This window comes from Kitasatospora sp. NPDC048296 (assembly GCF_043201815.1).
In the GTDB taxonomy this organism is placed as follows: domain Bacteria; phylum Actinomycetota; class Actinomycetes; order Streptomycetales; family Streptomycetaceae; genus Kitasatospora.
The window spans coordinates 40360-54467 of sequence record NZ_JBICZB010000006.1 but is presented as its reverse complement, the minus strand read 5'-3'; the positions used below and the strand labels follow the sequence as shown (position 1 = coordinate 54467).

10 protein-coding genes are annotated in these 14108 nt (G+C 73.2%); 4 read left to right on the top strand and 6 right to left on the bottom strand.

Annotation, left to right across the window (positions count from 1 at the left end; translation table 11 throughout):
* Positions 1 to 3: 3 nt before the first annotated feature.
* From mraY to rsmH, 6 genes are all read right to left on the bottom strand, one after another.
* Positions 4 to 1065 carry a phospho-N-acetylmuramoyl-pentapeptide-transferase gene (gene mraY, locus ACGF12_RS06695; RefSeq protein WP_393026754.1) on the bottom strand — a complete coding sequence of 354 codons (1062 nt, stop codon included), beginning with the start codon at positions 1063 to 1065 and terminating at the stop codon, positions 4 to 6.
* Positions 1065 to 2468: a UDP-N-acetylmuramoyl-tripeptide--D-alanyl-D-alanine ligase gene (gene murF, locus ACGF12_RS06690; RefSeq protein WP_387620613.1), complete on the bottom strand. Its 1404-nt coding sequence runs from the start codon at positions 2466 to 2468 to the stop codon at positions 1065 to 1067. The genes mraY and murF overlap by 1 nt, the downstream gene beginning before the upstream one ends.
* Entirely contained in the window at positions 2465 to 4030 is a 1566-nt protein-coding gene (locus ACGF12_RS06685; protein ID WP_393026464.1) for a UDP-N-acetylmuramoyl-L-alanyl-D-glutamate--2,6-diaminopimelate ligase, read from the bottom strand. Before ACGF12_RS06685 ends, murF begins: the two co-directional genes overlap by 4 nt.
* A gap of 93 nt (positions 4031 to 4123) precedes the next feature.
* Positions 4124 to 6349 carry a penicillin-binding transpeptidase domain-containing protein gene (locus ACGF12_RS06680; protein WP_393026461.1) on the bottom strand — a complete coding sequence of 742 codons (2226 nt, stop codon included), beginning with the start codon at positions 6347 to 6349 and terminating at the stop codon, positions 4124 to 4126.
* On the bottom strand, positions 6346 to 6873 hold the full coding sequence (locus ACGF12_RS06675) for a cell division protein FtsL (RefSeq protein ID WP_393026458.1): 528 nt from the start codon (positions 6871 to 6873) through the stop codon (positions 6346 to 6348). Before ACGF12_RS06675 ends, ACGF12_RS06680 begins: the two co-directional genes overlap by 4 nt.
* A gap of 126 nt (positions 6874 to 6999) precedes the next feature.
* Positions 7000 to 7974, bottom strand: coding sequence for a 16S rRNA (cytosine(1402)-N(4))-methyltransferase RsmH (rsmH, locus tag ACGF12_RS06670; protein WP_387620623.1), 975 nt, complete (start codon positions 7972 to 7974; stop codon positions 7000 to 7002).
* A 539-nt stretch (positions 7975 to 8513) separates the two neighbouring features.
* Here rsmH and ACGF12_RS06665 point away from each other — a divergent pair.
* From ACGF12_RS06665 to ACGF12_RS06650, 4 genes are all read left to right on the top strand, one after another.
* Positions 8514 to 9056 carry a beta-class carbonic anhydrase gene (locus ACGF12_RS06665; protein ID WP_380609288.1) on the top strand — a complete coding sequence of 181 codons (543 nt, stop codon included), beginning with the start codon at positions 8514 to 8516 and terminating at the stop codon, positions 9054 to 9056.
* A 339-nt stretch (positions 9057 to 9395) separates the two neighbouring features.
* Positions 9396 to 10340 carry an AAA family ATPase gene (locus ACGF12_RS06660; protein WP_393026751.1) on the top strand — a complete coding sequence of 315 codons (945 nt, stop codon included), beginning with the start codon at positions 9396 to 9398 and terminating at the stop codon, positions 10338 to 10340.
* 1 nt (position 10341) lies between these two features.
* Positions 10342 to 11664, top strand: coding sequence for a DUF58 domain-containing protein (locus tag ACGF12_RS06655; RefSeq protein WP_393026455.1), 1323 nt, complete (start codon positions 10342 to 10344; stop codon positions 11662 to 11664).
* The gene (locus ACGF12_RS06650; RefSeq protein WP_393026452.1) at positions 11661 to 14099 is read left to right on the top strand and encodes a transglutaminaseTgpA domain-containing protein; all 2439 of its coding nucleotides are present in this window, start codon (positions 11661 to 11663) and stop codon (positions 14097 to 14099) included. Before ACGF12_RS06655 ends, ACGF12_RS06650 begins: the two co-directional genes overlap by 4 nt.
* The last annotated feature ends 9 nt before the right edge of the window (positions 14100 to 14108 follow it).

Genomic DNA, 14108 nt, shown 5'->3' with positions numbered 1-14108 from the left:
TCGTCATCCGGTCCGGTATCCCGCGTAGAAGAGGCCGAGGCCGACGGCCACGCACAGGCCCTGGATGATCCAGAAGCGGACCACGACCAGGACCTCGCTCCAGCCCTTGAGTTCGAAGTGGTGTTGCAGTGGTGCCATCTTGAAGACGCGCTTGCCGGTCATCCGGAAGGAGCCGACCTGGATGATCACCGACAGGGTGATGATCATGAAGAGGCCGCCGAGCAGGATCAGCAGCAGCTCGGTGCGGGAGCAGATCGCCAGACCGGCCAGGGCGCCGCCGAGGGCCAGCGAGCCGGTGTCACCCATGAAGATCTTGGCGGGCGAGGTGTTCCACCACAGGAAGCCGAAGCAGGAGCCCATCAGGGCGGCGGCCACCACCGCGAGGTCCAGTGGGTCGCGGACGTCGTAGCAGGCGTTGGTGGCGGAGAGGAAGTAGGCGCAGCTCTGCCCGTACTCCCAGACGCCGATGAAGGTGTAGGCGCCGAAGGCCATCACCGAGGCACCGGCGGCGAGGCCGTCCAGACCGTCCGTCAGGTTCACACCGTTGGAGGTCGCGGCGATCATGAAGTAGGCGAAGATGACGAACAGGACCGGGCCGATCGACCACTTGAAGTCGCGCACGAAGGACAGCGACTGGGAGGCCGGGCTGAGCCCGCGGTCGTCGTGGAACTGCAGCGCCAGGATGGCGAACACCAGGCCGACGATCGACTGGCCGGCCAGCTTCGCCTTGGCCCGCAGGCCCAGCGAGCGGCGCTTGACCACCTTGATGTAGTCGTCCAGGAAGCCGACCAGGCCGAGGCCCGTGGTCAGGAAGAGCACCAGCAGCCCGGAGGCGGTCGGGCTCTCGCCCGTTATCGCCTTCGTCCCGAAGTAGGCGATCAGGGTCGCCAGGATGAAGGCGATGCCGCCCATGGTGGGCGTGCCCTTCTTGCTGTGGTGCGCCTTGGGGCCGTCATCGCGGATGTACTGGCCGTAGCCCTGCCGGGCGAGCAGCTTGATCAGGGCGGGCGTGCCGACCAGCGAGAGGATCAGGCCGATCATCCCGGAGAAGAGGATCTGCTTCATCATCGGGCAGCACCGTCCGCCAGGAGGGCCTCGGCCACCTTCTCCAGCCCCACCGAACGGGACGCCTTCACCAGGACCACATCCCCCGGCCGCAGCTGACTGCGCAGCAGCTCGACCGCCGCGTCCGCGTCGGACACCAGCACCGACTCCTCACCCCACGAACCTTCGTTCCTCGCGCCGAGTTCCATGCAGGCCGCCTCGCGTCCGCCGACCGCCACCAGCTTGGTGACGTCCAGCCGGACGGCGAGCCGCCCGATGGCGTCGTGCTCGGCCAGGCTGTCCTCGCCGAGCTCCCGCATCTCGCCGAGCACCGCCCAGGTGCGGCGGCGCTCCGGACCGCGGCCGCCCATCGAGACCAGCGCCCGCAGCGCGGCCCGCATCGAGTCGGGGTTCGCGTTGTAGGCGTCGTTGACGACGGTGACACCATCGGCCCGGTCGACGACCTCCATGCGCCAGCGGGACAGCGCACCCGCCTCGCCCAGGGCTGCCGCGGTGTCGTCGACGGTCATCCCGAGCTCCATCGCCACCGCGGCGGCGGCGAGGGCGTTCGAGACGTGGTGCTCACCGTACAGGCGCAGCTGCACGGGAGCGGAACCGGCCGGGGTGGTGAGCGTGAACGATGGCCGTCCGGTGGCGTCCAGGCGAACGTCGGTCGCCCGCACGTCGGCCTCCGGGGACTCCCCGAAGAAGACCACCTTCGCCCTGGTCCGGGAGGCCATCGCGCGCACCAGCCGGTCGTCCGCGTTGAGGATCGCGGCGCCCTCGGCGGGCAGCGCCTCGACCAGCTCGCCCTTGGCCTCGGCGATCGCCTCCTGGGAGCCGAACTCGCCGACGTGGGCGGTGCCGACGTTGAGCACCAGGCCGATCCGGGGCGGGGTGATCGAGGTGAGGTACTCGATGTCGCCCTTGTGCCGGGCGCCCATCTCCATGACCAGGTGCCGGGTGCCGGCCTCGACCCGCAGCGCGGTCATCGGGTGGCCGATCTCGTTGTTGAGCGAGCCGGGCGGGAAGACGGTCTCGCCGTGGCGCTGGAGCAGCTGGGCGATCAGGTCCTTGGTGCTGGTCTTGCCGGCCGAGCCGGTCAGTGCGACCACGGCGGTGCCCTCGGCGCGGGCGACCACGGTGCGGGCCAGCTTGCCGAGCGCCTCCACCACACTGTCGACCAGGACGGCGGGCACGCCGACCGGGCGGGAGGCCAGCACCGCGACGGCGCCGGCCTCGACCGCCGTGACGGCGTAGTCGTGGCCGTCCACGCGCTCGCCGACGAAGGCCGCGAACAGGCCGCCGGGGCACACCTTCCGTGAGTCGACCTCGACCGGGCCGGTGACCAGGACGTCCGGGTCCGCGCCGTCCAGGGTGCCGCCGACCGCGGCGGCCACCTCGGCGAGGGTCAGTGCGATCACTGCTGCTCTACTCCTCGGTCGCCCCGGGCGGCCGTGGTCCGCGCGATGGATTCACGCAGCACCTCCCGGTCGTCGAAGGGGCGGATCTCGTCTCGTACGTACTGGCCGAGCTCGTGGCCCTTGCCGGCCACCAGCACGGTGTCCCCCGCCTGGGCGCGGGCGACGGCGAGCTGGATCGCCTCGGCCCGGTCGGGGACGACCAGGACGGCCCCGCGCTCGGCCTCGGGCACCGCGGCGGCGCCGGTCAGCATGCTGGCGAGGATCGCCAGCGGGTCCTCGCTGCGCGGGTTGTCGCTGGTCAGCAGGGCGGTGTCGGCGAGGCGGGCGGCGATGGCGCCCATCGGGCCGCGCTTGTGCGGGTCGCGGTCGCCACCGCAGCCGACGACCACGTGCAGGCGGCCCTTGGTGACCTCGCGCAGCGAGGCGAGGACGGCCTGCAGGGCGTCCGGCTTGTGGGCGTAGTCCACGACGGCGACGAACGGCTGTCCGGCGTCCACCCGCTCCAGCCGGCCCGGCACGCCGGGGACGGCGGCGACGCCGGCCACGGCCAGCTCCAGCGGCAGCCCGGCGGCGACCAGCACGGTGATCGCGGCCAGCGCGTTGGAGACGTTGAACGGGCCGGGCAGCGGGACGGCGGCGTCCGCCTGCGCGCCGTCCGGGCCGAGCACCCGGAAGGTGGAGCCGGTCGGACCGAGCTGGACGTCCACGGCCCGCCAGTCGGCCTCAGCGGCGCCGGCGGCCGAGAAGGTGGTCACCGGGATCTTGGCCTCGGCGGCCAGTCGGCGGCCGTACTCGTCGTCCAGGTTGATCACGCCGTGGCGGGACTTGCCGGGCTGGAAGAGCCGGGCCTTCGCCTGGAAGTAGTCCTCCATGTCCGGGTGGAAGTCGAGGTGCTCGGGGGTGAGGTTGTTGAACAGCGCGACGTCGTACGCCACCCCGTCGGTGCGGCCGAAGACCAGGGCGTGGCTGGAGACCTCCATGGTCACCGCGTCCGCGCCGCGCTCGGCCATCACGCCGAGGATCGCGTGCAGGTCGGTGGCCTCGGGGGTGGTGCGCTCGCTCTTGATCCGCTCCTCGCCGACCCGCATCTCCACGGTGCCGATCACGCCGGGGCTGCGTCCGGCGCCACGCAGACCGCCCTCGACCAGGTACGAGGTGGTGGTCTTGCCGTTGGTACCGGTCAGCCCGATCATCAGCAGCCGCTCGGACGGGCGGCCGTAGACGATCGCGGCCAGCTCGCCCATCCGGGCCCGCGGCCGGTCGACGACCAGCAGCGGCAGGCCGGTGGGGGCGGCCAGCTCGGCGCCCGCGGGATCGGTGAGCACGGCCACCGCGCCGGCGTCCGCGGCCTTGGCCGCGAAGGCCGCGCCGTGGTGGTTGGCGCCCGGGAAGGCCACGTACACGTCGCCCGGGCGCACCACGCGGGAGTCGTGGGTGACGCCGGTGACGGCGCCGCCCTCGACGGGCGGCAGGCCCAGCTGAGCGGCCAGCTCGGCGAGCGGCAGGGCGGCGGCCCCGGTCGGGCGGGGCGGACTCACGGTGGTTTGATCGGGTTTCGGCACGGCGGGAAGGCTATCCGCCGAAGGGTGCCCAGGGCCAAACCGGGCCTTCTCGGCGTCGCCGGCCGCAGCGGCCCGCTGGTTGCTCATCCGTGCTCACGGCTTCCACTCGACGGGCAGGTTGGGCGCCTGGCTGCCGCTCGGCGGGACCTGCATGGTCTTCAAGGTGAACTCCATCACCTGCTTGAACACCGGCCCGCACAGCTGGCCGCCGAAGTGGCCGTTGACCGGGCCCTGGAGGGTGCAGGAGACGGTGTAGCGGGGGGCGTCGGCCGGGGCGAAGCCGATGAAGGAGGCGGTGTAGCCGTCGTAGCCGACCCCGTTGGCGGCCCCCCGGTTGGCGGTACCGGTCTTGCCGGCGACCCGGTAGCCGGGGATGGCGGCCTTGCCGCCCGTGCCCTGCTCGTCGTCGACGACCGACTCCAGCATCGAGGTGAGGGTCTTGGCGGTCTGCTCGCTGACCACCCGGGCCTGCTCCCCCGGCGGGGTCGGGGTGAACTTGCCGTCCGGCCCGGTGGTGCCCTGGACGATGCTGGGCGCGACCCGCACCCCGCCGTTGGCGATCGTCGAGTACACCGAGGTGGCCTGCAGCGCGTTCATCTGCAGCGGGCCCTGGCCGAAGGAGATGTTGTACTTCTCCGAGGCGACCAGGTCCTCCGGCTTCTTGAGCATCCCGGTGGTCTCCCCGGGGAAGTTCAGGCCGGTCGGCTGGGCCACGCCGAACTTGCGCATGTAGCCGTCCAGCACCTGGTTGGCCTTCAGCTGGTCCCCGTCGCCGAGGGTCTCGACCGCCTCGATGGTGCCGATGTTGGAGGACTTGGCCAGCACCCCGGCCAGGGTCAGGTACCAGTCGCCGTGCGGAACGTCGTCCTTGAACTGCTGGCCCGCCCGGACGAGCGTGCCGGGCACGGTGACCTTGGTGTCCCAGTTGGCCTTGCCGGAGTCCAGGACGGCCGCCAGGCTCATCAGCTTGGCGGTGCTGCCCGGCTCGTAGGCGTCGACCAGGGCCGGGTTGCCCATCTGGGACTGCTTGGAGAGGCTCAGGTCGTTCGGGTTGAAACCGGGCGCGGTGGCCATCGCGAGGACCTGACCGGTCTTCACGTCCTGGACCACCACGTAGCCCTTCTCCGCGCCGGAGTTGGCCACCTGGTCGGTGATCGCCCGCTGGGCGGCCCACTGGATGTCCCGGTTGACGGTCAGCTTGACGTCGCTGCCGGGCACGGCCTCGTCCATCGAGCCCCCGGCGGTGGGCACCAGCCGCCCGCCCGCCTGGGCGTAGCTGCTGTGGCCGTCCTTGCCGGCCAGCAGCTTCTGGTACTGCAGTTCCAGACCGCCCGCGCCCGCGCCCTCGCCGTTGACGAAGCCGATCAGGTTGGCGGCCAGGCCGTCCGCCGGGTAGACCCGCTTCTGGGTCTCCTGGTTGAACACCCCGGCCAGCGGGTTGGCGCACTCGTTGTCCACCCGGGCCCGCCCGCCCTGGTCGGCGGGCTTGCCGAGCAGCTTCTTCTGGGCCAGGCAGGTGCGCGAGCCGGCCTGCTTCTCCAGGGTCGACTTCAGGTCGCTGATCTGGTTCTTGGCAGCCGGGGTCTGCTGGGCGGCGAGCCGCTTGTAGCGGGTCTTGGGGGTGTGCAGATCGGTGGCGAGCTTCTCCTTGGGCACGCCGAGGATCGGCGACAGCAGGGCGGCCGCCTGCTCCGGCGCGTCCGGGATGCCGGTCGCCTCCGGGGTGAACATCGCCGGGTCGGCGGTGATGTCGTACGCGTCGACGGTGGCCGCCAGCGCGACCCCGTCGGAGGACGTTATCGAGCCACGCTCGGCGGTGATCGGGATGTTCAGGTAACGGTTGGTGTTGGCGTCGGCGGCCAGCGCGTCGGCGTCCACCAGTTGGAGCTGCACCAGACGCCCGGCGAAGACCGAGAACACCAGGGACAGCACCACGGTGATCACCCGCAGCCGGCGCTTCGGCTCGGCCAGCTTCAGCGCCTTGGGGCGCTGCGGCGGGCGGGTCTTCGGACGCGGCCGCACCGCCGCCTGGCTGCGGGCCGGCGGACGGCCCTCGGGGCGGCGCTGCTGCGGCGCGCGCGGGGTACGGGCAGCGGCGGCCTTGGCGGGCTGGGCCTTGGCCGACTGGCCGCGCGCGGGCTGGCCCTTGGCGGCCTGCGGCTTGGCGGGCTGAGGCTTGGCGGGCTGCGGCTTCGCGGACTGGCCCTTCGCCGGCTGGCTGCGGCCCGCGGCGGGCCGGGGCGCACCGGTGCGCGGCGGCTGACGACGGCCCGAACCGGAGCCGGAGCCCGAGCCCGACGGCTGACGGGGAGTGGTCACCGGTTGCCACCCCCGTGCGGCGCGGGCGAGACCGGGTTGAGCTGGATCACCGAGTCACCGGCCGAGGCCGCCGGGGTCGGCGCCGACGGGGCCGCGGCCGGGGCGGTCGGCTGGGCGCTCGGCTGCGCGGTGGGCCGCGCCGAAGGCGCCGGGGCGCCCTGCGCGGCCGGGGAGGCCTTCATCGGCCACGGATCGACCGTCGACTTCTTCACCGGCGGGCTGTCCTGCGCCGGTCCGGGCGTGCCGATCACCTTGCCTCCGTTCGGCACGTCCAGGAAGGCCATCCCCCCGGCCGGGATCATGCCCAGCTCCCCGGCCCGCTTGGCCAGCGCGTCCGGGGCCGAGCTCTGGTCGATCTCGTGCTGGAGGCTCTGCTGCTCGTCGGTCGCCTTGGTGGTCTGCTTCTGCAGCCGGGACAGCTCGAAGGAGCCCTCGTTGAGCGCGGTGTTCAGCGCCAGCAGCCCGAACAGGCCGCCGGCCAGCAGCATCACCACGAGCACCGCGAACGGCGTGCGCCCCCGCACGGGGCGCCGCCCCGGCCGGACCGTGATGCGCGCCCTGCCCTGTCCGGGGAGTCCTCCCCGCCCCGCCCGGACCTCACCGGCCACCGGCCCCACCGCTTTCCTCCGCCCTTCGGACCCCGCCGGGACTCAGCCCCGCTTGCTTCGGTCCCTGATCCTCTCCGCCACCCGCAGTCGGACGGGCGCGGCGCGCCGGTTCTCCTCGATCTCCTGCTCGGTGGCCAGCTCGGCACCTCGGGTGATCAGTTTGAGCCAGGGCTGGTGCTCCTCCGGGATGAACGGGAGCCCCGGCGGGGCAGTGCTGGTCGCCCCGGCGGCGAAGTACTGCTTCACCAGCCGGTCCTCCAGCGACTGGTACGACATCACGACCATCCGGCCGCCGAGCGCCAGGACGTCCAGCGCCCCCGGGATCGCCCGGTCCAGGACCTCCAGCTCGCCGTTGACCTCGATCCGCAGTGCCTGGAACGTCCGCTTGGCCGGGTTCCCGCCGGTCCGACGGGTCGCCGCCGGAATGGCGTTGCGCACCAACTCGACCAGACGCGCGCTGTTGGTGAACGGTTCCTTGGCCCGCTCCCGCAGGATGACCGAGGCGATCTTCCCGGCGAACCGCTCCTCGCCGTACACCTTGAGGATCCGGGCCAGGTCACCGTGGCTGTAGGTGTTCAGCACCTCTGCCGCGCTGATCCCACGGGTCTGGTCCATCCGCATGTCCAGCGGCGCGTCCTGGGCGTACGCGAAACCGCGGTCGGCCTCGTCCAGCTGCATCGAGGAGACGCCGAGGTCGAACAGGATGCCGTCCACCTCGTCGATGCCCAGGCGCTCCAGCACCTCGGGGATCTCGTCGTACACCGCGTGCACCAGGGTGGCCCGGTCGCCGAACGGGGCCAGCCGCTCGCCGGACAGCTTCAGCGCCTGCGGGTCGCGGTCCACCGCGACCAGCCGGACCTCCGGGAACTGGGTGAGCAGCGCCTCGCTGTGCCCGCCGAGTCCGAGGGTGGCGTCCACCACCACGGCACCGGGGCGCGAGATCGCGGGGGCGAGGGCGTCCATGCACCGCTGCAGCATCACCGGAACGTGCTTGGGACCCGGTTCGTTGGTGGTCATGCGCGGTGGCGCCCTTCCTCGGTGCGGAGCAGCCCGATCTCCGGGAGCTCCGACCATTCTCGCCCACCGTCCCCCGACACGACGACGCGGCCCGTGGTCCCCGCCCGCTCAGGGGGAAGGTCGTGACCGCCCGGCGCCGGGGAAGGTGCGCCAGGTGGGCACGGAGCGGGTGGAGGCCATGAGCCGCATCGACCGGTCCACACCGGCCGACAAGGCCCGGTTGACGGGCTCCGGCGGGTGTGCTCCACTGCGGCGCAACTCTATCGCGCGGCCCCCGGCAGTCAATGGTCCGCTCCGGCGCACCACCCGGGCGGCGGTACGGATCACCGCAGGTCGCGGCCGTCGGAGCGGTCCGGTGGAGGCCCCGGCCGGCGAGCCCCGACGAGCGCCACGCGCCCCCGTCGAGCGACCGGGTACGAACCCACTCCGGGACCAGCTCGGACAAACCCTCCCGTTGTCGCTATGCACTCGATCACAGCGGCCGGTTCTGTAGCTCCCGACCCCACCGCGGGGCCCGGAATCGCACTAACGTCGCCACCATGACAGTGACCCCCGACCGGCCCACGCCGAACGCCGCTGCCGACACCACCCGACCCGTCATCATCGACCGTTTCGTGACGGCCAACCGCGAGTACGCGGTGACCTTCCGGGACGGCGGCATGGACGCCCGCCCGGTGCAGAAGATCGCCGTGGTGGCCTGTATGGACGCCCGCCTCGATCTGTTCGCGGCGCTCGGCCTCGAACTGGGCGACGCGCACGTCATCCGCAACGCGGGCGGCGTCGTCACCGACGACACCATCCGCTCCCTGACCATCAGCCAGCGCGCCCTCGGCACCCGCTCGATCGCACTGATCCACCACACCGGCTGCGGCCTGCTCGGACTCACCGAGGACTTCCGCCGCGAGCTGGAGCTGGAGGTCGGCCAGCGCCCGCAGTGGGCGGTGGAGTCCTTCGTCGACCTGGACGGCGACGTCCGCCAGTCCATGCAGCGGGTGCGCACCTCCCCGTTCCTGCTGCACACCGACGACGTGCGCGGCTTCGTCTTCGACGTCCACACCGGGCTGCTGCGCGAGATCGTCTGATACTCGCCCGCTCTCCTCCGGGCATTCGGGAACAGCCGAATGGTGACTTCGGGCCACCGCCCGGGGGAGAATGCGCCTGCCGGTCGGACCCCGAACCACCTGGGGCGGCCGGGCCGCAGGCCGCCACCCCGGCGCCGGATCCGCCGTCGGAACCGCCCCCGGGACGGCCGCGTCAAGCATGGGGTGGGGGTCCGGCCTCGGGTGAGGCTGGCACAGGGTGCCAGGGAGCGTAAACGGGTGACGAGCTACAACGACCAGGCCGGTCTCGGCAGTCCTGCGGGGGGCGAACAGAGGGCGAACGGGTACCGCCAGGTCGGACTCCCCGAGCTCGCCGCGGTCGTGGACCGTGTCCGCGCCAACATCGAGAGCGTGATCGAGGGCAAGCCGGAGGCCGTCCGGATCGCCCTGACCGTCCTGCTCGCCGAGGGCCACCTGCTGCTGGAGGACGTGCCCGGCGTCGGCAAGACCATGCTGGCCAAGGCGCTCGCCCGCTCGGTCGACTGCACCGTGCGCCGCATCCAGTTCACGCCCGACCTGCTGCCCTCGGACGTCACCGGCACCAACATCTACGACCAGCAGCGGCACGACTTCGAGTTCCGCCCGGGCGCGATCTTCGCCCAGATCGTGGTCGGCGACGAGATCAACCGCGCCTCGCCCAAGACCCAGTCCGCGCTGCTGGAGTCCATGGAGGAGCGCCAGGTCACCATCGACGGCACCAGCTACGAGCTGCCCTCGCCGTTCATGGTCGTGGCCACCCAGAACCCGGTCGAGATGGAGGGCACCTACGCCCTCCCGGAGGCCCAGCGGGACCGCTTCATGGCCCGGATCTCGATGGGCTACCCCAGCCCCGAGGCCGAGTTCGCGATGCTCGACGTGCACGCCGGCGCCAACCCGCTGGCCGACCTCCAGCCCGTCGCGCACGCCACCGACATCCTCAAGCTGGTCGACCTGGTCCGCACCGTGCACATCGCCGACCCGGTGCGCCGCTACGCCGTCGACCTGGTCTCCGCCACCCGCACCAGCCCCGAGCTGCGCCTGGGCGCCTCGCCGCGCGCCACCCTGCACCTGGTCCGGGCCGCCCGCGCCGCCGCCGCGCTGGACGGACGCGACTACGTCACCCCGGACGACATCCAGCGCCTGGCCGTCCCGGTCCTCGCGCACCGCCTGATGCCGACCGCCGAGACCCAGCTCAGCCGCCGTACCTCCGAGCAGATCGTGACCGACCTGGTCGCCCGGCTGCCGCTGCCGCGTCCGCAGGGCGGCCCGGCCGTCCGGAGGGGCTGAGGTGGCCTCATCCGATCAGACGGGTGGACTGCGGGCCGGACTGCGCGGCCTCACCACCCGCGGCCGCTCCTTCCTCGCGGCCGGACTGACCGCGGTGGTCTGCGCCTACCTGCTCAACCAGGACGCCCTGCTGCGGGTCGGCGTGCTGCTCGCCGCGCTGCCGCTGGTCGCCGCCCTGGTGGTCGCCAACACCCGCTACCGGGTGGCCAGCGGCCGCCGGCTCAACCCGCACCGGGCGATCGCCGGCCAGGAGGCCCGGGTCCACCTGCGGGTCGACAACGTCTCCCGGGTGCCCACCGGCCTGCTGCTCCTGGAGGACAAGGTCCCGTACGTGCTCGGGCCGCGCCCGCGCTTCGTGCTGGACCGGGTCGAGCCGCGCGGCTTCCGCGAGGTCTCCTACCGGGTCCGCTCCGACCTGCGCGGCCGCTACCCGCTCGGGCCGCTGCACCTGCGGCTGTCCGACCCGTTCGGGATGTGCGAGGTCAGCCGCTCCTTCACCGCCTCCGACGTGCTCACCGTCGTCCCGCAGGTCCAGGCGCTGCCGCAGGTGCGGCTCAGCGGCGAATGGATCGGCCAGGGCGAGAGCCACGCCCACACCCTCGCGCTGGCCGGCGACGACGACGTGATCCTGCGCGAGTACCGGCCCGGCGACGACCTGCGCCGGGTGCACTGGCGCTCCACCGCCCGGTACGGCGAGCTGATGGTGCGCCGCGAGGAACAGCCGCAGAAGGCCCGGGCCACCGTCCTGCTGGACACCCGCGAGGTCGGCCACCGCGGCAGCGGCCCGGCCTCCTCCTTCGAGTGGGCGGTCAGCTGCGCCGCCTCCGTCGCCGTGCACCTGCTGGAACGCGGCTACCAGACCCAACTGCTGACCGACACCGGCCAGTGGGTGCCCGGCCCCGGCACCGGGGGCAACAACGTCGCCGCCGACACCTCCGGGCTGATCCTGGACGCCCTCGCGGTCGCCGACCTCTCCGACGGCGGCGGGCTCTCCCGCGCCGAGGAGCCGCTGCGGTCCGGCGGCGAGGGCCTGCTGGTCGCCGTCATCGGCGCGCTGGACGAGGCGCAGACCGCCCGACTGGCGCGGCTGCGCAGCCGTACCGGCGGGGCGATCGCCTTCCTGCTCGACACCGACACCTGGGCCGGCCTGCGGATGCTCGCCCCGAACACCGGCGGCGACGAGTTCCGCAAGCGGGTCCGGCAGCTGCGCGAGGCCGGCTGGACGGTCCTGCCGGTGCGCGCCGGGGACTCCGTACCGGACCTGTGGCGGGCCGCCGAGGGCGCCAAGACCACCGCCCCCTACCGAGAAGAGGCCGGCGCGTGACCACCCGGGCCAAACTGACCGTGTACTCGGCTCTGGCCACCACCCTCGCCGCGCTGTGCATGTTCCCGCTGCTCACCACCCGGAGCTGGCTCACCCACGCCGTCCTGGTGATCGCCGTGATCGCGGCGGTCGGAGCGGGCCTGCGCCGTTCCCCGCTGTTCCGCTGGACGGTGCCGGTGGCGCAGCTGCTGGTGCTGCTCCTGCTGATGCTGATCGGCTTCGCCGGCTCCGGGATGACCGGCGGCGTGCTGCCCGGCCCGAACGCGATGCGGGTGCTGAGCCGGGTCTTCTCCTCCGGCATCGACGACATCACCCAGTACGCCATCCCGGCGCCTCCGACCGCCGGACTGCGGCTGATCCTGGTCTCCTCGGTCGGCCTGATCGCCGTCCTGGTGGACACCGTCGCGGTGACCTACCGGCGCTCCGCGCTGGCCGGGCTGCCGCTGCTGGCGCTGTACTCGATCGGCAACGGCCTGGCCGGGGACCACGGCAGCTGGGTCTGGTTCGGCCTGGCCGCGGCCGGCTACCTGATGCTGCTGTTCGCCGAGGGCCAGGACCGGGTCTCCCGCTGGGGCCGGGTCTTCCGCGGCGGCGCGCGCGGCACGGTCGGCTCCAGCCGGGTCAGCCCGGGCGGCCAACAGGTCGGCGTCCTGGCGCTGGCCCTGGCGATGCTGCTGCCGGTCTTCCTGCCGCGCTGGGACTTGGGGCTGCTGGACTCCGGCTCCGGCGGGTCCTCCGGCAAGGGCACCTCGGGCAGCGTGACGACCAGCCTCGACCCGCTGGTCAGCCTGGAGGCCGCGGTCACCAAACCGACCGACACCGAGCTGCTCAGCTACACCCTGGACAGCGACCTGGCCGACCAGATCTACCTGCGCACCGGCTCCCTGGACCAGTTCGACGGCACCAACTGGAAGCTCAGCAGCCCGGTCGTCAGCGACCTCCCGGCCACCCTGCCCTCCCCCGAGGGCCTGCGCAGCACCGACGTCCCCCGGATCCAGGGCGACTTCCAGGTCAGCGACCGGTTGGAGAAGAGCTGGCTGCCGATGCCGTACCCGGCCGCCTCCGTCCAGCTCCCCAACCGCGGCGACTGGAAGCTCGACCCGCTGACCCGCACCGTGGTGCCGACCAACGACAAGGCCATCCGCGGCCTGCACTACCAGGTCACCTCGCTGGACCTGCGGCCCACCGCCGGCGAGCTGCGCGCCGCGCCGCTCGCCCCGCAGGACATCCGGGACCACTACACCGCCCTGCCCGCCGACCTGCCGCCGGTGGTCGCCGAGCAGGCCAAGGCCGTCACCGCCAAGGCGCAGAACGACTACGACCGGGCGACGGCACTGGTGAACTGGTTCACCGGCCCGCAGTTCAAGTACGACACCAACGTCGCGGGCGGCACCGGCAGCGACGCGATCGCGGTCTTCCTGCGCGACCACCGGGGCTTCTGCGTGCACTTCGCCTCCACCATGGCGGCGATGGCCCGAGTACTGAAGATCCCGTCCCGGGTCGCGGTCGGCTTCACCCCCGGCGACAGCAAGGGCGGCGACGTCTACTCGGTCACCGGCCGGATGTACCACGCCTGGCCCGAGTTGTACTTCTCCGGCTACGGCTGGATGCGCTTCGAGCCGACCCCGAGCCGCGGTGTCCCGGCCCACTACCAGGAGGCGTCCAGCGCCCCGACCACGGCGCCCACCCAGCAGCCGACCGCCGCCGCGTCGAGCGCGGCCGCCGTCCCGGCGCCGACCAGCAGCTCGGACTGCACCGCCAAGCAGCGCCAGCTGGGTGACTGCGGCGCCAGGAACAAGGCCGCCGACAAGGCCGACGAGCAGTCCTGGCCGCTCTCCTCGCAGGTGCTCGGCGCCCTGACCGCGGTACTGGTGGTGATCGCACTGCTGCTCGCCCCGATGCTCTGGCGCACGGCCCTGCGCCGCCGCCGGCTCGGCGGCGGCGGACGGCGCCGCCCCGGCGGGGACGGCCCGCTCGAACTGACCGACGCCCAGGTGCTGGCCGCCTGGGACGAGCTGATCGACTCCGCCTGGGACCTCGGAATTCCCCCGGACGAGTCACGCACCCCGCGCTCGGCCGCCCGGAGGATCACCGAGAAGGCGGCGCTGGACGCGGACGCGGCGGCGGCCGCCGGGCGCCTGGCGCTGGCCACCGAGCGGGTGCTCTACGCCCCGGCCGGGCAGGTCACCACGGCCGCGCTGGCCGCCGACGTCCGCACCGCCCGGCACGGTCTGTGGGCCGGCGCCGGGCGGCTGGACCGGGCCCGGGCGCTGCTGCTGCCGCCGTCCTCGGCGCAGCTGTGGTGGCGGACCTCCGACGCGGTGCGGGCGGCCCGTACGGCCGTCGGCACCCGGGTCGGCCGGGCCGTCGAGGCGGTCACCGGGCCGGTGCGGCGGGTGTTCACCCGGCGCGAGCGGTCCACCCCTCAGGACTGAGCCGTCCTG

What these genes read in the sequence shown, in the direction of transcription:
- mraY (WP_393026754.1), bottom strand. Translation starts at nt 1,065, where the DNA reads ATGAAGCAGATCCTCTTCTCCGGGATGATCGGCCTGATCCTCTCGCTG.
- rsmH (WP_387620623.1), bottom strand. Translation starts at nt 7,974, where the DNA reads ATGACCACCAACGAACCGGGTCCCAAGCACGTTCCGGTGATGCTGCAG.
- ACGF12_RS06665 (WP_380609288.1), top strand. Translation starts at nt 8,514, where the DNA reads ATGACAGTGACCCCCGACCGGCCCACGCCGAACGCCGCTGCCGACACC.